Source organism: Nonomuraea sp. NPDC049158 (assembly GCF_040648335.1).
Lineage (GTDB): Bacteria > Actinomycetota > Actinomycetes > Streptosporangiales > Streptosporangiaceae > Nonomuraea.
Map to the genome: position 1 here is coordinate 258,223 of NZ_JBEZDM010000007.1, position 21,185 is coordinate 279,407.

The 21,185-nt window shown below is 70.6% G+C and carries 18 protein-coding genes; 5 read left to right on the forward strand and 13 right to left on the reverse strand.

Features of this window, described 5'->3' with window-relative positions; all coding sequences use genetic code 11:
- Positions 1–11 precede the first annotated feature (11 nt).
- Together AB0B61_RS18485 and AB0B61_RS18490 are read left to right on the forward strand one after the other, a co-directional pair.
- A complete protein-coding gene (locus AB0B61_RS18485; protein ID WP_358432877.1) occupies positions 12–866 on the forward strand; it encodes a phosphotransferase in 855 nt (284 codons plus the stop codon).
- A gap of 54 nt (positions 867–920) precedes the next feature.
- A complete protein-coding gene (locus AB0B61_RS18490; protein ID WP_358432879.1) occupies positions 921–1,181 on the forward strand; it encodes a zf-TFIIB domain-containing protein in 261 nt (86 codons plus the stop codon).
- Between the two features lie 92 nt (positions 1,182–1,273).
- On the opposite strand, the gene AB0B61_RS18495 is transcribed toward AB0B61_RS18490, so the two are convergent.
- The 3 genes from AB0B61_RS18495 to AB0B61_RS18505 all read right to left on the reverse strand — a co-directional run bounded on the left by AB0B61_RS18495 (position 1,274) and on the right by AB0B61_RS18505 (position 4,631).
- On the reverse strand, positions 1,274–2,266 hold the full coding sequence (locus tag AB0B61_RS18495; RefSeq protein WP_358432881.1) for a hypothetical protein: 993 nt from the start codon (positions 2,264–2,266) through the stop codon (positions 1,274–1,276).
- A gap of 37 nt (positions 2,267–2,303) precedes the next feature.
- Positions 2,304–3,884, reverse strand: a complete 1,581-nt coding sequence (locus AB0B61_RS18500; RefSeq protein WP_358432883.1) for an ABC-F family ATP-binding cassette domain-containing protein — start codon at positions 3,882–3,884, stop codon at positions 2,304–2,306.
- 225 nt (positions 3,885–4,109) lie between these two features.
- Entirely contained in the window at positions 4,110–4,631 is a 522-nt protein-coding gene (locus tag AB0B61_RS18505; protein ID WP_358432885.1) for a CGNR zinc finger domain-containing protein, read from the reverse strand.
- Positions 4,632–4,656: 25 nt separating this feature from the next.
- Here AB0B61_RS18505 and AB0B61_RS18510 point away from each other — a divergent pair, with 25 nt between their 5' ends.
- The gene (locus AB0B61_RS18510; protein ID WP_358432887.1) at positions 4,657–4,827 is read left to right on the forward strand and encodes a hypothetical protein; all 171 of its coding nucleotides are present in this window, start codon (positions 4,657–4,659) and stop codon (positions 4,825–4,827) included.
- A 71-nt stretch (positions 4,828–4,898) separates the two neighbouring features.
- Positions 4,899–6,662 carry a long-chain fatty acid--CoA ligase gene (locus AB0B61_RS18515; protein WP_358432889.1) on the forward strand — a complete coding sequence of 588 codons (1,764 nt, stop codon included), beginning with the start codon at positions 4,899–4,901 and terminating at the stop codon, positions 6,660–6,662.
- Positions 6,663–6,672: 10 nt separating this feature from the next.
- Here the strand turns inward: AB0B61_RS18515 and AB0B61_RS18520 are convergent, their stop codons facing one another.
- The 6 genes from AB0B61_RS18520 to meaB all read right to left on the reverse strand — a co-directional run bounded on the left by AB0B61_RS18520 (position 6,673) and on the right by meaB (position 12,531).
- Positions 6,673–7,767 (reverse strand): acyltransferase family protein, encoded by a 1,095-nt coding sequence (locus AB0B61_RS18520; RefSeq protein WP_358432891.1) that lies wholly within the window; start codon positions 7,765–7,767, stop codon positions 6,673–6,675.
- Positions 7,764–8,381, reverse strand: coding sequence for a TetR family transcriptional regulator (locus AB0B61_RS18525; protein ID WP_358432893.1), 618 nt, complete (start codon positions 8,379–8,381; stop codon positions 7,764–7,766). The genes AB0B61_RS18520 and AB0B61_RS18525 overlap by 4 nt, the downstream gene beginning before the upstream one ends.
- 45 nt (positions 8,382–8,426) lie before the next feature.
- Positions 8,427–9,362 carry an acyltransferase domain-containing protein gene (locus AB0B61_RS18530; protein WP_358432895.1) on the reverse strand — a complete coding sequence of 312 codons (936 nt, stop codon included), beginning with the start codon at positions 9,360–9,362 and terminating at the stop codon, positions 8,427–8,429.
- A gap of 5 nt (positions 9,363–9,367) precedes the next feature.
- Positions 9,368–10,531, reverse strand: coding sequence for a CehA/McbA family metallohydrolase (locus AB0B61_RS18535; protein ID WP_358432897.1), 1,164 nt, complete (start codon positions 10,529–10,531; stop codon positions 9,368–9,370).
- A 2-nt stretch (positions 10,532–10,533) separates the two neighbouring features.
- Positions 10,534–11,430: a hypothetical protein gene (locus AB0B61_RS18540; RefSeq protein WP_358432899.1), complete on the reverse strand. Its 897-nt coding sequence runs from the start codon at positions 11,428–11,430 to the stop codon at positions 10,534–10,536.
- 135 nt (positions 11,431–11,565) lie between these two features.
- On the reverse strand, positions 11,566–12,531 hold the full coding sequence (gene meaB / locus AB0B61_RS18545) for a methylmalonyl Co-A mutase-associated GTPase MeaB (RefSeq protein ID WP_358432901.1): 966 nt from the start codon (positions 12,529–12,531) through the stop codon (positions 11,566–11,568).
- 107 nt (positions 12,532–12,638) lie between these two features.
- On the opposite strand from meaB, the gene AB0B61_RS18550 reads away from it, so the two are divergent.
- Positions 12,639–14,189 carry a protein kinase gene (locus tag AB0B61_RS18550; protein WP_358432903.1) on the forward strand — a complete coding sequence of 517 codons (1,551 nt, stop codon included), beginning with the start codon at positions 12,639–12,641 and terminating at the stop codon, positions 14,187–14,189.
- Positions 14,190–14,308: 119 nt separating this feature from the next.
- Here the strand turns inward: AB0B61_RS18550 and scpA are convergent, their stop codons facing one another.
- From scpA to mtnA, 4 genes are all read right to left on the reverse strand, one after another.
- Entirely contained in the window at positions 14,309–16,465 is a 2,157-nt protein-coding gene (scpA, locus tag AB0B61_RS18555) for a methylmalonyl-CoA mutase (protein WP_358432905.1), read from the reverse strand.
- Positions 16,462–18,186, reverse strand: a complete 1,725-nt coding sequence (locus AB0B61_RS18560) for a methylmalonyl-CoA mutase subunit beta (RefSeq protein WP_358432907.1) — start codon at positions 18,184–18,186, stop codon at positions 16,462–16,464. The genes scpA and AB0B61_RS18560 overlap by 4 nt, the downstream gene beginning before the upstream one ends.
- 66 nt (positions 18,187–18,252) lie before the next feature.
- Positions 18,253–20,136 (reverse strand): peptidoglycan-binding protein, encoded by a 1,884-nt coding sequence (locus tag AB0B61_RS18565; protein WP_358432909.1) that lies wholly within the window; start codon positions 20,134–20,136, stop codon positions 18,253–18,255.
- 82 nt (positions 20,137–20,218) lie between these two features.
- Positions 20,219–21,157: an S-methyl-5-thioribose-1-phosphate isomerase gene (gene mtnA / locus AB0B61_RS18570; protein ID WP_358432911.1), complete on the reverse strand. Its 939-nt coding sequence runs from the start codon at positions 21,155–21,157 to the stop codon at positions 20,219–20,221.
- Between the last annotated feature and the right edge of the window lie 28 nt (positions 21,158–21,185).

Sequence of the window (21,185 nt, forward strand, 5' to 3'; positions counted from 1 at the left end):
AGTCTGTACGAGTGGCTCTGGAGGAGGAGCTGGCGGGGATCGCCGGCGCTTATGGCGGCACGGGCGACATCGTGCGCCACCCGACACGTACGGACGTGGTGGTCCTGCGCCGGGGCGAGGTGGTGGTGAAGGCGCACTCGGCGCGCGACGAGGTGGAGTCGCTGCGGCCGAGGCTGCGCGCGGCCGCGTCGGCGGCGCTCAGCGGCCTGATGCTGGCGCCGCTGGATCCCGAGGTGCTGACCGTGTCGGGCCGCGCCGTCACGGTGTGGCCGGCGGGCCGGCCGGTCTCCCAGGACGCCCCCGACGCCGCGCCCTGGGAGGAGGGGGCCAGGCTGCTCGCCCGGTTACACGCCGTACCCCTGACGCTGTTACCGCCGCTGCCCGCGGCCGGCGGACCGGCTCGGGCCGCCCGCGCGGTGCGGCGGATGCCCGGCGACGGTCCCGTCGAGCAGCTCGTACGGCGGGCTTTCAGCGAGCTCCCCGAGCCCGAGCCGGGCCCCGGCCTGCTCACCCACGGCGACTGGCACCTGGGCCAGCTCGTCTGCCGCGACCGCTGGCTGCTCATCGACGTCGACGACCTGGGCGTCGGCGACCCCGCCTGGGACCTGGCCAGACCCGCCGCCTGGTACGCCGCGGGGCTGCTCGACCCGGTCGTCTGGGACCGGTTCCTGGGCGCCTACCTCGCCTCCGGCGGACCTGCCCTCGGCCGGGGCGACGACCCGTGGCAACGGCTGGACCTTCCGGCCCGGGCGCTGACCGTGCAACTGGCCGCCGTGGCGGTGCTCAACGCCTTCCGGGAGCGTCGGGAACTGGACGAGGTGGAGCATTCGTTGGTCGAGTCGTGCAACAGAATCGTCCGAGCGTGACGGTGTCTCGCGCGGTAGGTTCTTCCCTAAACTCCAAGCCAAGGAGAGCGTGAGATGCAGTGCCCGAAGTGCCGCGGCAATATGCGGACATATGAGCGTAATGGCGTCCACATCGAGCAGTGCGACAACTGCCGGGGGATCTTCCTCGACTATGGCGAGCTCGAGACGCTGACCCGGATGGAGTCGCAGTACCACGCCGCTCCGCCGCCCGCGCCGGGCCCGGCGTGGGGCGCTCCGCAGCACCACGGTGGCGGCCACCACTACGGCCACCACCGTGGCCAGCGCAGCTGGGTGGGCATGCTGTTCTCGACCTGATCCGGTTCTCGGCCTGATCTGGTTTTCGGCCTGATCTGGCCTGCTCCCCCGATCCAGCGGGCCGCGTACTCCCCGTGCGCGGCCCCGGCCCGTCAGTGCGGGAACTGCTCCGGATCCACATCCGAGGTGCGGGCGTTGCCGCCGGAGATGGCGTGCAGCGTGACCCGCCAGTCGTGCCAGCGGATCTGCGTGGCGGTGAACGTGGTCTTGAACTTCGCCGTCTTCTGGAACCGCTCGAAACTGCACTCACGGGTGAACGACTTGCTCTTGCCGTCCCAGTCCACGCCATGCGTGAAGAAGATCTTGTAGCTGCCGTCGCGCACGCCTCTGACCTTGAACTTCGCCTTCTTGCGCACGTACACGCTGAACGCCGTGGACTTGCCCTTCTGGACGGTGACGACCGCGTCGCGGGTGCCGCCGTTGTCGATCTGCAGCGAGCTGCGGCCCGTCAAGCTGGTCTTGCGTAGATAGTGGCCGTTGCCGAGCCGCCTCGACTGCTTGCCCTTGGCCTTCACGGTGACCACGTCGGCCGGGTAACCTCCGGCGCCCTGCAGCGCCTCGCCCGCCTGGTCGAGCGAGTCGAGCCGGTCGCCCAGGTCGGTCAGCACGGCCGACGAGGTGCACAGGTTGCGGCTGCCCACCTTGCCCGCCGTGGTGCCGAGCTGGGTGGCGAATTCGCGCAGGCTGGTCACGTACGCGTCGTGCTGGGCGCGCACCTCCTGGGGCGGCGCGATGGCGGCCAGCTCGTTGGCGGCGCCCAGCAGTTGCTCCTGAGCGCTCCGCACACGCTGGCCGAGCGTCTTGACGGTGCGGGCGCCGGCCATGGCGTTGATCGCGTCGAGCATGGCCTTGTGCTTGGTGCCCAGCTCGCTCTTGTACGCCTCGGCGGTCAGCGCGGCCGGCCCGGTCGGGCCGCTGCTCTGCGGGGTGGCGGGACCGGAGTTCGCGACGATCGAACCGGTGCCGCCGCCGACACCACTCACACTGGCCTCGCCGCCGCTCGGCCGCTGGGGCGAGGCGGAGCACGCGGCCAGTGTGAGGGTCGCGAGCGCGAGCGTGGAACAGATCAAGCGAGGGGCAGCCACGTGCCACACTATCGCCGGATTGATCCCCACCCGTCAATTACGATTCGGTCAGTCCCTCCTCGCGGTCCTGCCGCAACCACCTGGTCAAACCGAGCATGTCCAGGAACGGCAGATCGTGACTGGCCACGATCAGCGCCCCCCGGTAGGCGGCGAGCGCCTGCGCCAGCTGGCGGACGCTGGGCATGTCGAGATTGTTGGTCGGCTCGTCGAGCAGGAGCAGCTGCGGCGGCGGCTCCGCCGACAGCAACGCCGCCAGGGTCGCGCGGAACCGCTCGCCACCCGACAGCGTGCCCACCGGCCGGGCCACCCGCTCACCCCGGAACAGGAAGCGCGCCAGGCGGGCACGCACCTCGTTCACCGGCGCGGACGGTGCCAGCGCGCGGACGTTGTCGAGCACGCTCAGCGAGTCGTCGAGCAGGTCGAGCCGCTGCGCCAGGTGGCGCACCGGGACGTTCGCCCCATGGTCGACGATGCGCCGCAGCAGGGTGGTCTTGCCGGACCCGTTGGGGCCGAGCAACGCGATCCGCTCGGGCCCGCGCACGACCAGTTGCTTCAGCGCCTGATCGGACTCACGTGTCGTACGGGACAGCGGGAGTTCCAGGACGACGCGGCCGGCGGGCACCGTGGTCCCCCGCAGCTCGATGCGGATCTCCGCGTCGTCGCGGACGGCCTGCTCGGCCTCGGTCAGCCGGTCACGGGCCTCCTCCAGCTTCTCGGTGTGCATATTGCGGTACTTGCCCGCCGACACCTGGGCCTGGCGCTTGCGCGCCTGCATGATGATCTTCGGTTCCCGCTTGTTGGCGTACATCTTGCTGCCATAACGCCGGCGCTGGGCGAGCTTGGTGTGGGCCTCGATCAGCTCGCGCTGCTGCCGCTTCACATCGGCCTCGGCGACCCGGACACCGCGTTCGGCGGCTTCCTGCTCGGCGGCGAGTACCTCCTCGTAGGCGCTCAGGTTGCCGCCGTAGCGGCGGACGGCGCCCTCGCGCAGGTCGGCGATGTGGTCGACGAGCTCCAGCAGCGCGCGGTCGTGACTGACGACCACCATCACGCCCGGCCACGCGGCGACCGCGGCGTAGAGCCGCCGCCGCGCGTCGAGGTCGAGGTTGTTGGTGGGCTCGTCGAGCAGCAGGACGTCCGGCCGCTGGAGGAACTGGGCGGCCAGCGCGACCATGACGGTCTCACCGCCCGACAGCGTGGCGACGGTACGGTCGAGCCCCACGTGGTCGAGGCCGAGCCGGTCCAGCTCGGCCCGCGCGCGCTCCTCCACGTCCCAGTCGTCGCCGACGGCCGTGAAGTGCTCCTCGGCGACGTCACCGGCCTCGATGGCGTGCAACGCCGCCCGGACCGCGCCGATGCCGAGCAGGTCGGACACGGTACGGGCGGACGTCAGGGAGAGGTTCTGCGGCAGGTGGCCCACCTGTCCCACGACCGAGACGGATCCGGTACGCGGGACCAGCTCGCCGGCGATGATCCTGAGCAGGGTGGACTTGCCGGAGCCGTTGGCCCCGATCAGGCCGGTGCGCCCGGCCGGGAAGGCGGCGTCGAGGCCGTCGAGCACAGGGGTGCCGTCGGACCAGGCGAAGGACACGCCGTCGACGACGATGGAGATAGACATGAGGTGGCTCCCATCACAAAGATCGAAATTTTGTGACTTGGCGGGAAACACCGCAGAATACGACGGCCGAATACGACAAAAGATCGCATGCCGAGAGGATCGTACGCCGAAGGAATCGGCCAGGTGCGGTGCCCGCGACCTCAGACCCTCACGTCAACTGCCCCCAGGGCTCGGCGATACGTCGCAGAGGACTGTACACGGCCGGAAATCACCCGGCAAGGCAATTTATCCGGCAAGGCCCCTGGCCCGATGGGCCGCCACGTTCACCCGGTTGGCGCAGGCCAGCGAGCAGAACCGGCGGCGACCGTTGCGCGAGGTGTCGACGTAGACCGTCTCGCACCCCGGCCGGTCGCACCGGCCGAGCCGGCGCCCGTCGGAGAACGAGATGGCCATGGCCAGCCCGCCCGCGGTGGTGTCCTTGGCCCTGCTGACGATGTCGGCGTCCACGGAGAAGAAGTGCAGGTGCGGCTCACGGCCGTCGTGCGCGCTCACGTAGGGCTTGGACGCGGTGATGTCGAGCAGGTCGTTGATCAGCTTGATCTGGGTGTCCTGGTCCTGCTCGCCGAAGAGCGGGGCGAGGCGGTGCCGCCACTCCGCCAGCTCGGCCGCCTGCTCGGGCGTGACCTGGGGACGGAGCATGGCGTGCTCAGCGAGCATCGCCTCGACCGCCGCCGGCCGGAAGTCGGTGCCGTTGACCAGGGCAGCCGCCAGGGCGGCGCCGTTGCCTCCGTAAGCATTGAAATGCATAAGACCATTACATCAGGCTGGAGTCATGCACTCCAGAGACCTCCACGATCCGCTGGCTCTCGCCGTCGTCTCCTCTCACATGACTTCCGAGGGCGTCGTGTCCTACCTGCGCTGCGCCTGCGGCGCGTGGGAGGTACGGACCGCGCGCCTGGTCGGCACCGCCCGCCCGCGCGGCGGCGTACGGCAGCGCGTCTGACGATCAGGCATCGACTGGCATGGGGCGCGGCACCTAGAGTCGGCAGCAACGTCCCCACCAGGAGGCCAGGCATGTCCAGCATCCCCGCCCTGCTGCGCGACCGGATCGCGGCCACCCCCGACGCGGCCGCCTATCTGGTGCCGTCGGACGACGGCTGGACCTCTCTGTCCTGGCGGGACGTCGGCGAACGCGTACGCGGGCTCGCGCTCGGCCTGGCCGCCCTGGGCGCGGGTCCGGGCACCCGCGTGTCGATCCTCTGCTCCACCCGGCTCGAGTGGGTGCTCACCGACCTGGCCGTGCTGTCCACCGGGGCCGCGACCACCACGATCTACCCGTCCAACACCGCCGCCGAGTCGGCCTTCGTCATCACCGACTCCGGCAGCACGATCGTCGTCGCCGAGAACGACGACCAGGTGGCCAAGCTGAGGTCCGTACAGAAGGAACTGCCCGACGTCACGCAGGTGGTCGTCATCGACGGCGCGCCCGCCGACGACGGCTGGGTGGTCACACTGGACTCGCTGATCATGCCCGGTACATCAAGCGCCGAGTATGACGCGATGGTCGACGCCATCGGCGAGCACGACCTGGCCACGCTCATCTACACCTCCGGCACCACCGGCCGCCCCAAGGGCGTGGAGCTGACCCACGACAACTGGCTGTACGCCGCCGACGCGGTCCGCAAGATCGAGCTGATCTCCGAAGACGACCTGCACTTCCTCTGGCTGCCGCTGTCGCACTCGTTCGGCAAGCTGCTGGAGGTGGTGATGATCGACATCGGCGTGGCCACCGCGATCGACGGCCGCCTCGACCGCATCGCCGACAACCTCGGCGCGCTCAAGCCGACCATCATGGCCGCCGCGCCGCGCATCTTCGAGAAGATCCACAACACCGTGGCGTCCACGGTGCTGCGCGAGGGCGGCGCCAAGGCGCGCATCTTCGCCTGGGCCAGGAAGACGGGCATCCGGGTCAGCAAGGCGCGCCGGCGCGGCGCCGCGATCCCGCTCACCGTCCGCCTGGAGTACGGGCTGGCCGACCGGCTGGTGTTCGCCAAGCTGCGGGAGCGGTTCGGCGGCAGGATCCGCTACTTCATCTCCGGCTCGGCACCGCTCAACCAGGACATCGCCGAGTTCTTCGACGCGGCGGGCCTGACGATCCTCGAAGGCTACGGGCTGACCGAGTCGTCAGCGGGCAGCTTCCTCACCCGGCCGGACTCCGTGAAGTTCGGCACGGTCGGGCCGCCGTTCCCCGGCACCCAGGTGCGGATCGCCGACGACGGGGAGATCCTGATCAGCGGGCGCGGCATCATGCGCGGCTATCACGGCCTGCCGGAGGAGACGGCCGAGACGCTGGTCGACGGCTGGCTGCACACCGGCGACATCGGCGAGCTCGACCAGGCCGGGCGGCTGGTCATCACCGATCGCAAGAAGGAGCTGATCAAGACCTCGGGCGGCAAGTACGTGGCCCCCACCTACCTGGAGGGCCGCATCAAGGCCACCTGCCCGTACCTGTCGCACGTCTTCATCCACGGCGACCGGCGCAACTACGTCACGGCGCTGGTGACGCTCGACATGGAGGTCGTCAAGCCCTGGGCCGAGGCCGAGGGGCTGCCCCTCGACCCCGAGCAGTTGCGCGAGCATCCGCGCATGCGCGCCGAGGTCGAGAGCGCGGTCAAGCAGGTCAACGCCGATCAGGCCAGTTACGCGACGGTCAAGAAGTTCGCGATCCTGGCGGCGGACTTCACGGTGGAGACGGGCGAGCTCACGCCGAGCCTGAAGGTCAAGCGCAAGGCCGTCGAGGAGCGCCACGGCGACACGCTCGACTCGTTCTACGCGTAATCTTCAGGCATCACAGCACCCGCTTGGCGCCCGGCAGCGATCGTACGAGGTAGGCCAGCCCCCAGCAGAGCGGCAGCGCGATGACGGCCGCGACGGCGAACTTGACGATCGCGATCGCGTGCAGCCCGCTCAGCGCGTAGCCGATGGCTACCAGGACCAGCGGGTGGATGATGTAGACGGTGAACGCCTGGGCCGACAGCCACTTGCCGCGCGGCCCCTGGTGGTTGAAGCGCTCCCTGAAGACCACGGTGAGCCCGATGATCAGGCTGACCGCGAAGGCCGACTCCCAGGTGGCGGTCACGGCGGTCGACAGCGCGCCCGTGGCGAGCTGCGAGAGCGGCAGGAGCACGGCGCTCACCAGCGCCGCGATGGCGAACCCGAGCGGCCCGGCCTTGGCGGGCAGGGTCAGGAACCAGCCGCGCCTGAAGGCGATGAGGCCGACCACGAACATGGCCGCGTACTGCGGCAGGAAGTACGGCGTGGGCAGCCCCAGCACCGGCACGTAGGAGCCGACGGGCACCGGGATGCGCCACAGCGTGGTGGCCACCGACAGCCCGACGGTGAACAGCACGATCCAGCGCGCCCGCAACTCCGCGTGCCGCACCCCGAACGGCGTCTCGACCGGCGCGCTGAAGCGCCGCCACAGCGCGTAGAGCGCGGCGAACACGATCAGCACCTCGACGAACCACATCGGCCCCGGATCCCACGACCCGATGTAGTACTGCCAGTACGGCAACGAGGCGTAGTCGGAGCGGTAGGAGCCGATCGTCACCAGCGGCCGCAGCAGGAGCAGGAAGACCAGCAGCGGGATGCCCAGCCGGATGAGGCGGTCCCGCAGGAACGACCGGCCGCCCTTGCGGTCGTAGGAGCCGGGCGTGAAGAAACCGGAGATCAGGAAGAAGAAGCCCATGAAGAACGCCTGGTCGAACACCACGAGGATGTCCAGCGCGACCCCCGAGGGGTCCTTGGCGGGCTCGGTGTAGAACCAGAGCGGGATGTTCCCGTACGTGACCGCGACATGGTGGATGACGACCAGCGCGGTCAGCACGACGCGCAGGTTGTCGATGGCGAAGAGCCGCGTGGCAGTCCTCGGCTCGGTCTTCATTGAACAGCCCTCTCGAATAGGTCGGCCAGCTCTCTGGCGTGTGCGTCGAGGTCGTGGTCGGGATAGGTCACCCAGTAGCCGAACATGTTGTCGATGGCCGACGACATCGTGACGGCCATCACGCGTACGTCGAACGTCCTGAACTCCCCGCCGGCCTGGCCGGCGCGGTAGATCCGCTCCAGCCCCGCGTAGGTCTCCTCGTTGGCCTTGAAGCCGTAGCGCGGCTGGCCGTCCGCGGTGCGCAGGTTGTAGTAGATCTGGCCGAGCGCCCTGAGCTGCGTCCGGTGCGCCTTCATGTGCTCGGCGACCGCCAGGATGTACGTCCTGAGCAGGCCCATGGCCGATTGCTGCCCCTCCATCCGGGCCCGTACGTGCTCGTCGATCGCGCTGTAGACCTGGTTGACGACCTCCTCCATCAACTCGTCCTTGCCGGCGAAGTGATAGGAGATGACGCCCTTGCTGATCCCGGCGTGCTGGGCGATCCGCGCCAGCGACGCCCCCGCGAACCCGGACTCGGCGATCACCTCGATCGCGGACGCGACGATCTGGGCCCGCCGCGCCTCTTCGATGAACGAACGCGCTTTCTGGCCGCTCGGTTCATTTTCTGGCCGCATGGCCAAAATTTAACACATGCGGTCATTATCCGCGCATCACCCTGGTCAGAGCCTGAGCCAGCCCGCCCGGCCGTACCATTCGCCGCCCGCGGCGAGGTGGTCGGCGATGGCCCGCTCCAGCCGCGTACGGCGGGGCCACTCGGCGGCGGCCTCGGCCCCGAAGACGAACTCGAGCGCGGCCCCGGTGTCGCACCGGTGCAGCAGGTGGAAGCGGCGCTGGAAGGCGACGATGTTGGAGCTCGCGGGCAGGTGGCCGGCGAGCTGGTCGTCGAGCAGCCACGAGTGGCACGTCGCGATCAGGAACCGCTCCGCCGGGAAACAGCTCGGGAAGAACTCCCTGGCCCGCTCGAACGACGCGTCGCAGGCGGCGGGCGTCATGGGGCCCTTGAAGTCGGGGATGTGCACGCTCAGCGCCAGATCCCCCGGCCCGGCGGGCAGCCCCGCCGCTCTGACGCCCTCGCCGGTCCTGACGCCCATCCTGACCCGCTCGAACTGCAGCCTGCCCAGCTCGTACAGGATGCCGCGGGCGTGCCGCATGAACCACCTGGGGTGGTGCAGGCCACCGGTGCCGTGCCGCTTGCGGTGCGCGGCCATGTTGCGGCCCAGGTCGGCGAGCGTGGCCCGGGAAACCTCGTCGGGGACGCCGTGTTCGCGGTGATATCGCCGGGTGTACGGCAGGGCGGCGACGAACACGTGCACGAAGAAGTACGGACCCAGCTCGGGCAGGTCGGGAAAGGCAGGGGGCGGGTCGAGGCCGCCCATGGCCGACACCAGCGAGCCGACACACCGTTCGGCCAGCCACCACAGCGGGCCGCCCGGCTCCGGCAGCGTGGCGAGGACGGCGCCGATGTCCTCGTGCGGCACGGCGAGCCTGACCAGCTCGTCGGCGAGGTCGTCGGGGAAGGCGATCGTGGCGGGGCCACCGGATTCGAGGTGGGCGAGCCAGTCGGGGTGGCCGCGGAGCAGCGTCTCGATGTCCACCGGCTTCAGCGTAGACGCGACTGGTAGACCGCTCTGGCCTGTCGCAGCACGGCCAGGTGGTCGATGAGCTGGTCGCGGTCGGCCAGCCTGGCGTGCTGCTTGATGAGGCCCTCGAGCAGGTCGAGCCAGTCGAGGCACCAGCGCACGTCAGCGGGGGTGGCCACCGGCCGGCCGTCGACGTCCACGTACACGGGGCTGGTCAGGGCGTAGCCGGTGTGGTTGAGCGTACGCGGGTGCGGGTCGCACAGGGCTTCGGCGATCACGTACGTGGGGCGGTCGGTCTCCAGCTCGACCGTCACGCTCAGCACCTCCTCCTCGCCGCGCCAGTGGACCGTGGGCGGGCGCCCACCGGCCTCGAACCAGTCGCCGGGGCTGGTCGCGGGTTCCAGGCCGCGTACCTCACCGCCCCACCGCTCGCCGGCAGGCAGGCGCTCCGCCCCGGCGCGGACACCCTCCGCCGTACGGACGCGGACCGCCGTGACCTCCGGGCCGATGGCGGTGGCGGTGACCGTCAGCCGGTCGCCTCGGCACGTGTCGATCGTGTCGCCCGGCCCGCACCCGTCGACCGAGAGCTCCAGCCAGGGCCCGGTGGTGGCGAACGTACGGCCGGCCCGTACCGCCTCGGCGAACGACGCGGCGGTCAGCGCGCCCTCCACCTGGGCGTAGACGCGGGCCCAGCCCGGCGGGTTCGACTGGTTGCCGGCCCGGGTGAAGGAGATCGACGAAAAAGAGATCAACGAAGAAGAGATCGACGAAAAAGAGATCGACGAAAAAGAGATCATCGAGTCGGTGCCCGCCGTGACGGCCAGCCGGTTGCCCGCGCCGATCAGCCGCCGGTACACCGCCGCGCTCGCCGTGATCGACGAGTGGGTCAGCACGTCGAGGCTGTCGACCAGCCCGAGCGCGGCGTCGGCGACCAGCTCCCTGGCCGTGCAGTTGCGCGGCGCGGGCCAGACGATGGACTTGGGCGAGTCGCAGTCGCCGATCGGCTGGTGGAAGGGGTGGCTGTAGCCGACGAGCGCCCCCAGCCCGCGCAGCTCGCGCAGGCCCTCGGCGTTGGGCGGCCAATCGGCGTCGCCGTCGAACCCGGTGTGGAAGCGCTCCGGCGCCGCCCGCGGCGCGAAGGCGTAGATGTGGCCGAGCAGGTCGTTGCGATACTCGGCGCCCATCCTCAGCCGAGGGCCGCGGCGTCGTAGATCCTGCGCGGGGCCAGCCGTACCAGGTGCTCCTCGCCCGGGTCCGGAGTGATCTCCGCGGTGGCCACGCCGTACTCCATGCCCCTGGCCACCGTGACCGTCAGCGGCTCGGCCGGGACGCGCAGGACGAGGTCGTCGCCGTGGAAGTACGGGCGGCCGTGGAAGTCGTGGCGGTGCGGGGTCGCCTCGGGGAACCAGCCCTGGCCGTCGGCGCCGACGACGCTCCACCGGCAGGGGAAGCCGGCGCTCAGCCGTAACGTGGCCGCCGGGGCCGTCCTGGTCAGTCCGGCGATCGGCACGGGTGCTCCGTCGACGGTGACCGTGCTGTCGCCGTCGATCTCGACCAGCCAGGCGCCTCTCGGCGCGACGACCCGTTCGGCGCCGTCCACGACGACGGCGCTGGCGACGTCGCGCCGCGAGTCGACCAGCATCGCGAACCGCGGCGGTCCGGTGCGATCCGCGGGGTCCGGCGACGCGCCCGATGTGGGGACCGGCACGGCGTGGGGCACGCGGTCCAGCAGCGCGCGTGGCGTGCAGTCCAGTACGGCGCCGCCGGACGTCAGGCGCAGGGCGGCCAGGTGGGCGGGCAGCTCGCCGTCGAGCGCGTCGCGCAGGAGCTCGTCGAAGTCCGGCTCCGCCAGGCGGGTGGCGAGCAGGTCCAGGGTCTCACCGGGGTGACGCTCGGCGAGGCGGCCGTAGGCCAGCCGCCAGAACCGGTCCATCTGGGCGGGAGGCAGGACCCGGCGCCTGGCGAAGAGCTTGACGTAGTGGATCTCCGGCTCGCCCCAGGTGATGCCGTGCTCGCCGAGCAGCCTCCCGTACTCCGCCAATGCCCCGGTGACCGACTCCGGCAGCCCCGATTCCGCACCCATATGCCCCTCCGAGCGTTGATGGGGGCAATAGTGACATGAATCACGTCACCGAGTGATTACCGGGCGTACCAGCGGATGGGATATTCCACCCAGCGGAGGAGGAATCTCAACCCGAGACCCACTCACCTATGCCGATCACCGACGCGGGCGCTCGAAGGCGGACAGGAGACGGTCGGCGGCCAGGGCGGGGGTGAGGGTGCCCGCGAGGACGTCCCGCTCGACCTCCGCGGCGATCGCCGCCACCTCCGGCGCGTTCCGGAGCTCGGTGAGCAGCCGGTCGCGCACCAGCGTCCACGTCCACTGCACCTGCTGGCGGCGGCGCTTGGCGGCCAGGTCCAGCGACTTCTGGTGGGCCAGCACCTTGCGCCACAGCTCGTCGAGCCCCGCCCCCGTGAGGCCGCTGCAGGTGAGGACCGGCGGCGGCACGCTGTCGGAACGCAGCATGCGCAGCGCCCCCGCGAGCTCCCGCGCCGCCTTGCGCGCCGCGGGCTCGTGCTCGCCGTCGGCCTTGTTGACCGCGATGACATCGGCCAGCTCCAGCACACCCTTCTTGATCCCCTGCAGCTGGTCCCCGGTACGCGCCAGGCTGAGCAGCAGGAACGTGTCGACCATGTCGGCCACCGCCGTCTCCGACTGGCCGACGCCCACGGTCTCGACGAGCACGGCGTCGAACCCGCCCGCCTCCACCACGACCATGGCCTCCCTGGTCGCCTTGGCCACGCCGCCCAGGGTGCCCGAGGTGGGCGAGGGCCGGATGAAGGCGGCGGGGTCCATCGACAGGCGCGCCATGCGGGTCTTGTCGCCCAGGATGCTCCCGCCGGTCCTGGTGGAGGAGGGGTCCACGGCCAGTACGGCGACCTTGTGGCCCTGGCCGGTCAGCATGGTGCCGAGGGCGTCGATGAAGGTGGACTTTCCCACGCCGGGCACCCCCGAGACGCCCACCCGCGTGGCCCCGCCGGACAGCGGGGTGAGCTCGACCAGCAGCCGCTGGGCGAGCGCGATGTGGTCCGCCCTGGTCGACTCCACGAGCGTGATCGCGCGGGCGATCCAGGTACGCGAGCCTTCGCGCACCCCACGGGCATAGTCCTCCAGCGAGCGCACTCGCCCCCCTTTCTCAGGCTTGGTCAGCTTAACTTCCGACAGATCCTGACTTTTGGCGCTAAGGTGCTGGACGTCTATTCTCAGCTGTCACAGGAGTCACTCCGCTTATGCCCAATGTCGAACCCCTACGAGCGGGCGACCCGGCGGCGGTGGGGCGTTATCGGCTCGTCGGACGGCTGGGCGCGGGCGGTCAGGGCGTGGTCTACCTCGGCCAGGCACGCAACGGGGCGCCGGTCGCGATCAAGGTACTCCGCGAGGACATCGCGGGCGACGACCGCTTCGCCAAGGAGATCGCCGCCGCGCGGCGGGTGGAGCCGTTCTGCATCGCGCAGGTGCTCGACGCGTCGACCTCGGGCCGGCCGTACATCGTGACCGAGTACATCGACGGACCGTCCCTGCAGCACGCGGGCCGGCACAGCGGGGCGCGGCTGCAACGGCTCGCGGTCGCGACGGCGACCGCGCTGGCCGCCATCCACCAGGCGGGCGTCGTGCACCGCGACTTCACGCCGTCGAACGTCCTGCTCGGGCGGGACGGCCCGCGCGTCATCGACTTCGGCATCGCCCGGGCACTGGTCTCCGGGGTGACCTCGACGAGCAGCATCGTCGGCACGCCCGCCTACATGGCGCCGGAGCAGCTGGCGGGGCAGGTGGTGGGAGCTCAGGCGGACGTGTTCGCGTGGGCGTCGGTGATCGTGTACGCGGCGTCGGGGGTGCCGCCGTTCGGCGACGACTCGCTGCCGGCGGTGATCAACCGCATCGTGCACAGCGAACCGCAGGTGGGTGAGCTGCCGGAGCCGCTGCGTTCGGTGGTGCTGAGCTGCCTGGCCAAGGATCCGGCCCGCCGGCCGTCCATGCAGGACGTGCTGCTGCAACTGCTCGGCGGCCAGTCCCGGCCCACGCCGCCACCGGAGCAGCCTGGGTACGGCGCCGCGCCGGAGCAGGCCGGGTATGGAGCTGTGACGGACCAGGCCGGATACGCTCCCGGGCCGGACCAAGGCGGTTATGGCGCCGGGTCGGATCAGGCCGCCACTCAGGTGAGCCCGCAGGCGGCCGAGGGCGACGGCAAGGCGCGGCCCCGGCGGCGGCGCGCGAAGACCGTCGCCATCGCGGGCGCCTCCGGCATCTCGGTGCTGGCGCTGGGCGCGGCGATCGTGTGGCTGACCCCTTCGACGCCGCAGCCGAAGACCAGGAACCTGTCCGGCGTCTCCACGCCGACCCCGTCGGCCACGTCCCCCACGCGTACACCCCGTCCGAGGAAAACCCGCACGTCCCAGCCGACCACGGACCCCGCGAGCCAGAACGGCACCCCCAGCGCGGACCCGACGGCCACGCTCGCCGCGGGCGGCCAGCTCAAGGTCCGGTCCGTCCGCGTCGGCGGCACGCTCGGCAACGGCTGCTACACCGGTGGCCAGGTGACGCTCACGGGGCTGGTCCAGCGCCAGGGCAAGCCGCTGAACTTCGGCTTCTCCTGGGTCATCGACGGCAGGACGGTGTGGCGGTCCACGGCCGTCATCCCACAGGACGGGGAGCTGTCCCTGACCTCGCCCCGCAACCTCAAGGGCACCGGGGGCACCCACCTCGCGACCCTGCGGATCACCTCGCCCGTGGCCAGGCAGCGGAGCGTCTCCGTCACGCTGTGCCCGGGCGAGACACCCTGACGACGGCCGCGGGTCGTTCAAGACGCGAGGCAACCACCGGGTCGCCTTCAACGTGGTCAGCGGGCAGCGCGCCATCACCGTGGACCTGTGCGCCCCAGCCCGGATGGGCTGAGGCCGGGTCAGTGCCCCAGGCGGGACGCGAGCTCCTCCAGCAGGTCCAGGGCGGCGTCGGCGATCACCGTACCGGGAGGAAAGATCGCCGAGGCGCCGGCCGCGCGTAGCTCGTCGAAGTCGCCCGGCGGGACGACGCCGCCGACCACGATCATCACGTCGTCCGCGCCCAGCGCCGCCAGGGCCTGCCTGAGCGCGGGCACCAGGGTCAGGTGCCCGGCCGCCAGCGAGGACACGCCGACGATGTGCACGTCCGCCTCGACGGCCTGCCGCGCGACCTCCTCCGGTGTCTGGAACAGCGGGCCGACGTCCACGTCGAATCCCAGGTCGGCGAACGCGGTGGCGATCACCTTCTGGCCGCGGTCGTGGCCGTCCTGACCCATCTTGGCCACCAGGATGCGCGGGCGACGGCCCTCGGCGCGCTCGAAGTCGGCGCTCGCCCGGCGTACCCGCTCGATGTTGGCGGCCGGGCCCGCCTCGTCGCGATACACGCCGGAGATGGTACGGACCTGCTCCGCGTGGCGCCCGAAGACCCGCTCCAGCGCGTCGGAGATCTCGCCCACGGTCGCCTTGGCGCGGGCGGCGTCGACCGCAAGTTTGAGCAGGTTGTGCTCGAGGCCGGGGGCGGGCTCGCCGGCGGCCTTGGTCAGGGCGTCGAGCGCGCGGGTCACGGCGCCGCCGTCGCGTTCGGCCCGCAGCCTGCGCAGCTTGTCGAGCTGCTGCGCCCGCACGGCGCTGTTGTCGACCTTGAGCACCTCGATCGGCTCGTCGGCGTCGGTACGGTACTTGTTCACGCCGATCACGGGCTGGCGGCCCGAGTCGATGCGGGCCTGGGCGCGGGCCGCGGCCTCCTCGATGCGGAGCTTGGGCAGCCCGGCCTCGATGGCGCGGGCCATGCCGCCGGCGGCCTCGACCTCCTGGATGTGGGCCCAGGCGCGTTCGGCGAGATCGTGGGTGAGGCGTTCGACGTAGTAGGAGCCGCCCCACGGGTCGATCACCTTGGTGGTGCCCGACTCCTGCTGGAGGAGAAGCTGGGTGTTGCGGGCGATCCGGGCGGAGAAGTCGGTGGGCAGCGCGAGCGCCTCGTCGAGGGCGTTGGTGTGTAGAGACTGGGTGTGGCCCTGGGTGGCGGCCATGGCCTCGACACACGTACGGGCGACGTTGTTGAACGGGTCCTGCGCGGTGAGGGACCAGCCGGAGGTCTGGGAGTGGGTACGGAGGCTTAGCGATTTCGGATTTTTCGCGTTAAATCCGGAAACGAGGTTCGCCCACAGGAGGCGGGCGGCCCGGAGCTTGGCGACCTCCATGAAGAAGTTCATGCCGATGCACCAGAAGAACGACAGCCTGGGCGCGAACCTGTCGACGTCCATCCCGGCGGCGACGCCGGCTCGCAGGTATTCGACCCCGTCGGCCAGGGTGTAGGCCAGTTCGAGGTCGCAGGTGGCCCCGGCCTCCTGGATGTGGTAGCCGGAGATGCTGATGGAATTAAACTTCGGCATCTTTTCACTAGTGAACGCGAAAATATCCGAAATAATACGCATTGAGGGGCCTGGGGGATAAATGTAGGTATTGCGGACCATGAACTCTTTGAGGATGTCGTTCTGGATGGTCCCGGCCAGCTGCTCGGGCGCCACCCCCTGCTCCTCGGCCGCCACGATGTAGAGCGCCAGCACGGGCAGGACCGCGCCGTTCATGGTCATCGACACCGACATCCGGTCGAGCGGGATCCCGTCGAACAGCTGCCGCATGTCATAGATCGAGTCGATCGCCACCCCGGCCATGCCCACGTCACCGGCGACCCGCGGATGGTCGGAGTCGTAGCCCCGGTGCGTGGCCAGGTCGAACGCCACCGACAGGCCCTTCTGCCCGGCGGCCAGGTTGCGGCGGTAGAAGGCGTTGGAGTCCTCGGCCGTGGAGAAGCCCGCGTACTGGCGGATCGTCCAGGGCTGGTTGACGTACATGGTCGGATAGGGGCCGCGCAGGTAAGGCGCGGCGCCCGGATAGGTCCGCAGGAAGTCGAGCCCGTCGAGGTCGTCGGCCGTGTAGACCGGCTTGACCCCGATCCCCTCGGGCGTCTCCCAGACCTCGGCCGAACCTGTGGCGGGCTGAGTGGGCTCGGTGGGGGTCGGGTCGGTCAGTGGGATGGCCGAGAAGTCCGGGATCATCGCGTCACCTCCAGGTCGTCGAAGGTCGTGCGGAGCACGGCGAGGGCGTCGCACCCGGCGTAGAGGCAGTCGTCGACACCTTCGTAGCTCCCCTTCCCCGCCAGCCAGATCTTTCTCGCGCCGGCCCGTCTCAGCGCGGCGGCGACCGCCTCGGCGTGCAGGCCGTACATCTTGTCGCTGGAGCACAGGCAGGCCACGTCGCTGCCGCTGACGGCGAAGGCGGTGGCGATCTGGTCGGGGTCGGTCCCCGGACCGGCGGTCTGGGTGGCCAGGCCGCCCGCCTGGAACAGGTTCGCGGCGAACGCGGCGCGGGCCGTGTGGGCGGCGACGGGTCCGAAGGTGGCCAGGAACACCACAGGCCGCTCCGGCTGCGCGTCGGCGAGATCCCGCAACTCCTCGAACTCCCGCGCGTACCGGATCCGCGGCAACCCCTCCTCCGCGAGCGCGCCTTCGTCACCGGGGCTCCGGCGGACCGGCTTCTCGTCGAGGTGGGGGAATTCGCTCACGCCGGTGATCGGGAAGCGCCGGTGGGCGATGTCGTCGGCGCGGCGGTCCCTGGTCTCCGCGATCCGTTCGGCGACCAGGCCGGAGGCCGCCGTGATCCCGCCGGCGGCCTCGATCTCCTGGAACCAGGCCCAGGCGCGGTCGGCCAGGTCGGCGGTGCGGCGCTCGACGTACCAGGAGCCGGCCGCCGGGTCGGCCACCCGGCCGGCCCCGGCCTCCTCCAGCAGCAGCGCCTGCGTGTTGCGCGCCATCCGCCGGGCGAACGCGTCGGGCACCCCCAGGCACGCGTCGAACGGCTGCACGGTCACCGCGTCCGCGCCCCCGACCCCGGCGGCGAAGCAGGCGATGGTGGTGCGGAGCAGGTTCACCCAGGGGTCGCGGGCGGTCATCATGGCGGAACTCGTCACCGCGTGCTGCCGCTGCCCGCCGTCCGCCGCCCCGCACACCTCGGCCACCCGCGCCCAGAGCGTACGCGCGGCCCGCAGCTTGGCGATGGCGGCGAACTGGTCGTCGGTGACGGCGTAACGGAACTCCAGCTGCCCGAACGCCTGCTCGGCGGTGAGCCCCGCGTCGGTCAGCGCGCGCAGGTGCTCGACGCCCAGCGCGATCGAGCAGCCGAGCTCGTCGGCGTCGCTGCCGCCCGCGTCGTGGTACGGCGTGGCGTCCAGCAGGACGGCCCGCATCCCGGGGAAGTCCGCCGCGCACCGCGCCGCCAGCTCGGCCGTCGTGTCCCGGCCGGCCGTGCCGATCGAGGCGCCCAGATTGCCCGTCGGCGAGACGCCGCGCTCCGCCGCCAGCCCGAACAGGGTCTCGGCGGCCTCCCGCACCTCGGGCCCGGCCTCCAGGACGATCGGCGCGAGGTCCAGAAGGACCTCCCGCAGCAGGTCGGCGAGCCGCCCGACCGGTATCGCGCCGGCGCCCAGGACCAGCCAGAGCGAGGTGACACCGTGCTCCAGATCGGCCAGTACGGCCTCGGCGTCGGCCACGGCGTGCCGCTGCCGCACATCCCACCCGGCGTCCCGTGCGACGCCCTTCCGCAGGGTCTTGGGGAGGTCGGCGGCGTCGTAGAGCGGCGCGAGCGTCACCCCGTCGTACGTGATGCTGGACAGCGCCTCTTCGGGCGACCCGGCTTCGACGCCCGTCTTACGCAGGACCTCAAGCGCCAGCGCCCGCCAGTCATCCCGATTGGTGGGGGGAAAACCCGCTACCAGATGCATGTTCGGATAGTAGGCGTTGCCCTGTTAGACGAGGAACCCCGGGTTCGCCCCTGACCGACCCCACTGTCAGGGAAGCGGTGCCTCCCAGGTCAGCCGCCAGGTGGTCGGACCGACGATGCCGTCGTCGTCGATGCTCACGCTGCGCTGGAAACGACGGCACACGTCGCGTGAGGCGCTGCCGTAGGCACCGTCGACCTCGATCTCCCAGCCGCGTACCTTCATCTGCTGCTGCCACGTACGCACGTCTTCGCCCTGCGTCACGGGCGGGTACTTCAGCAGCCGCCCGGGGAACGGCGGCGCCGTCGGCAGATCGGGCCCACCGCCGCCGCCACCCGGCCGGGGCGCGCCGCGCTTGACCCACGCGTAGAGGGGCTCACCCGGGCAGTCGGTCGAGTAGCCGTCCCGGTGCCCCTTGATCTCCTTGCCTGCCTTGCCGCGTTCCCGGACGTACTCGACCGCGTCCAGGATGCCGTTGAGCAGGCCGTCGGGCGGTTCCACCAGCCCGGCGTTGCCGACCAGGCCGAGCACGGCGTAATGGCCCGAGTTGAGCCCGGCCCCATTGGCCGCCGGCAAGTGGTGCAGCCCTCGCCCCTCGAACACCTTCCGATGCGGACAGGCGACATAGGTGTTGCCCGTGAAATAGACACTGCCGTTACGACGAGCCAACCAGCTCTGGTTCTCCGTCCGGGGGCACCAGATCTCACCGTCATAGGCATCTCGGCTGATCTCGAAGTTCCGCTTGTGCGAGGCGGCCGAACGTGGCGACAGGTACTGCTGTTTTCTAATGGTCACCAACCACATATCGCTTTTGCAGGTCTTCGTTGGCGGCCTTACTCGCAGTGAGGCCGAATGCCCCGCCAGCAGCACGGCGAACATGAACGCCTCGGCGGCGGCCCGGCTCTTCTGCGCGAGCTTGTCCTTACCCGCGTTGTCGGCTGCCAAGGATGTTTCGATGAACAGGGACAGCTGTGCCCTGGTGAGAGTAAGCAGAAAGTCGAAGCTCGGCACCCTGTCGGGAGCAACTTCGAGCAGCCGGCGGCCCGCATCGGCGGACAGGTGAAACTCGGCGAGCCTCTTGCCCGTCGTCTTGTTCTCGTTGGTCGTCTCCCGCCATCGCGGAACACCGTCAGTCCGCCTGCCCAGGCGCGGGAAGGCAGCGACGGACGGGCCGAACACCTCTGTCAGCGCAGCGCGGATCCGTGCGATGTAGGCCGGACTGATCAGCGACTGATATAGCGCCACGCTGGTGGCACGGGTGCCGTCGCGCAGGGTCATGATGTGGCCCTCGGTCCAGAACCAGGCCACGAGCTCGACGAAGGCGTCAGACCATTTGGTCTCAGTGGGCAGGTCGGCGCACGGCGCAGCGATGGGGATCCGGTCCCAGTAGCCGAGGGTCTCAGTGGTCGCCCAGAGCCGATCGTAACCGCTGACTTTGCGTGCCGTCTTCTCGGTGGGCAGCCATCGACCGTCGGGGCCCTTCTGCCGCTCGGTGCCGGTACGCCTGCGAAGCCGTTCGACCGGCCAGCGGTGCTGTGGCGTGGTCAAGGATGAATGGCACGTGCCTTCCATGCGTACCATTTCGCGAGGGCGTGCGGGAAACACGCACACCTCCAGGACCGGCTGCCATTGAGACACGCCCAGTTCGTGGTTCAGCGTCAGTGCGATATCGCCCGCACGCAAGTCACGGTACGACTTCCAGCCCTGCTGGGTGAGAATCTCCGTTTTCTCGTCCACGCAGTAGCCGATGTCGATCCAGCCGTTGCCGTCCATGTGGTAGCCCTGAATGCTCTGTACCAGCGACACACAGCCCGCATGGTCGTTGACGATTCCTGGGTCGACCCGGCCGCCCGTGTAGTGGACCTTCACTCCCTTGGTGGAGTCGAGCTGTGTGTAGTCGCCGTGCGGAGCACGGGCATGCCAGTCGCGTCGTAACACCAGATCGATAGCCACCATTTGCTCCAGAAAGTGAAGGATGGGACGACCGAGCGTAACGCAGAGTACGCACACTGGTCCTATGTTTGGGGCTTTTGGTCTACGGTCTGATCACCCTTTTGTCGGTGACGATCGCGGTGATGAGGTCGTGCGGGGTCACGTCGAACGCCGGATTCAGCGCCCGCGTGCCCTCCGGTGCCACCCGCATGCCCCTGATGGAGACGATCTCGTCGGCGCCTCTGTCCTCGATCTCGATCTGCCGGCCCGAAGGGGTGGCCGGGTCGATGGTGGTCTCGGGGGCGACGACGATGAACGGCACCCCGGCCCGTTCCGCGCCGAGCGCCAGCGCGTACGAGCCGATCTTGTTGGCGGTGTCGCCGTTGGCGGCGATGCGGTCGGCGCCGATGAGCACCGCGTCGACATCCCCCTTGGCCAGCAGGTACGGCCCGGCGGAGTCGGCGACGAGCCGGTGCGGCGCGCCCATCCTGCCGAGCTCCCACGTGGTGAGCCGGGCCCCCTGCAGTAGGGGACGGGTCTCCAGGGCGAGCACCTCGGCCAGCCGCCCGCGCTCGTGCAGCGTCTGGACGACGCCGAGCGCGGTGCCCCGTTCGACGGCCGCCAGACCGCCGGTGTTGCACACGGTCATGATGCGCAGCCGGTCGCCCTCGAGCAGGTCGGCACCGCGCCGGCCCATCGCCTCGCAGGCGGCGATGTCGTCGTCGCGGATCCGCAGCGCGGCCTTGAGCACCGCCTGCGGCCCCTTGGGCAGTTGCGCGGCGGCCTGGTCGACACCCCAGGCGAGGTTCACGGCGGTGGGCCGGGCCGCGCGCAGCCTGGCTATGGCGTCCTGGTCGCCGTCCGCCAGCGCGACGCCGAGCGCCCCGGCCACGCCGAGCGCGGGCGCCCCGCGTACGGCCAGCCGCCGGATGGCGTCGATCAGGTCCGCGACGGTCTCGATCCGCACCATGACGCACTCGTCCGGCAGGCGCGTCTGATCCACCAGCTCGACCGCGCCGTCTACCCAGTCAATCGTCCTCACGCCCAAACCGTAGCCTTCCGGGCAAGTC

Bases quoted from the DNA above. Each gene is read 5' to 3' on its own strand.
- AB0B61_RS18490 (WP_358432879.1), top strand. From the start codon at position 921: ATGCAGTGCCCGAAGTGCCGCGGCAATATGCGGACATATGAGCGTAAT.
- AB0B61_RS18500 (WP_358432883.1), bottom strand. From the start codon at position 3,884: ATGTCTATCTCCATCGTCGTCGACGGCGTGTCCTTCGCCTGGTCCGAC.
- AB0B61_RS18505 (WP_358432885.1), bottom strand. From the start codon at position 4,631: ATGCATTTCAATGCTTACGGAGGCAACGGCGCCGCCCTGGCGGCTGCC.
- AB0B61_RS18510 (WP_358432887.1), top strand. From the start codon at position 4,657: ATGCACTCCAGAGACCTCCACGATCCGCTGGCTCTCGCCGTCGTCTCC.
- AB0B61_RS18515 (WP_358432889.1), top strand. From the start codon at position 4,899: ATGTCCAGCATCCCCGCCCTGCTGCGCGACCGGATCGCGGCCACCCCC.
- AB0B61_RS18520 (WP_358432891.1), bottom strand. From the start codon at position 7,767: ATGAAGACCGAGCCGAGGACTGCCACGCGGCTCTTCGCCATCGACAAC.
- AB0B61_RS18525 (WP_358432893.1), bottom strand. From the start codon at position 8,381: ATGCGGCCAGAAAATGAACCGAGCGGCCAGAAAGCGCGTTCGTTCATC.
- AB0B61_RS18535 (WP_358432897.1), bottom strand. From the start codon at position 10,531: ATGGGCGCCGAGTATCGCAACGACCTGCTCGGCCACATCTACGCCTTC.
- AB0B61_RS18540 (WP_358432899.1), bottom strand. From the start codon at position 11,430: ATGGGTGCGGAATCGGGGCTGCCGGAGTCGGTCACCGGGGCATTGGCG.
- AB0B61_RS18550 (WP_358432903.1), top strand. From the start codon at position 12,639: ATGCCCAATGTCGAACCCCTACGAGCGGGCGACCCGGCGGCGGTGGGG.
- scpA (WP_358432905.1), bottom strand. From the start codon at position 16,465: ATGATCCCGGACTTCTCGGCCATCCCACTGACCGACCCGACCCCCACC.
- AB0B61_RS18560 (WP_358432907.1), bottom strand. From the start codon at position 18,186: ATGCATCTGGTAGCGGGTTTTCCCCCCACCAATCGGGATGACTGGCGG.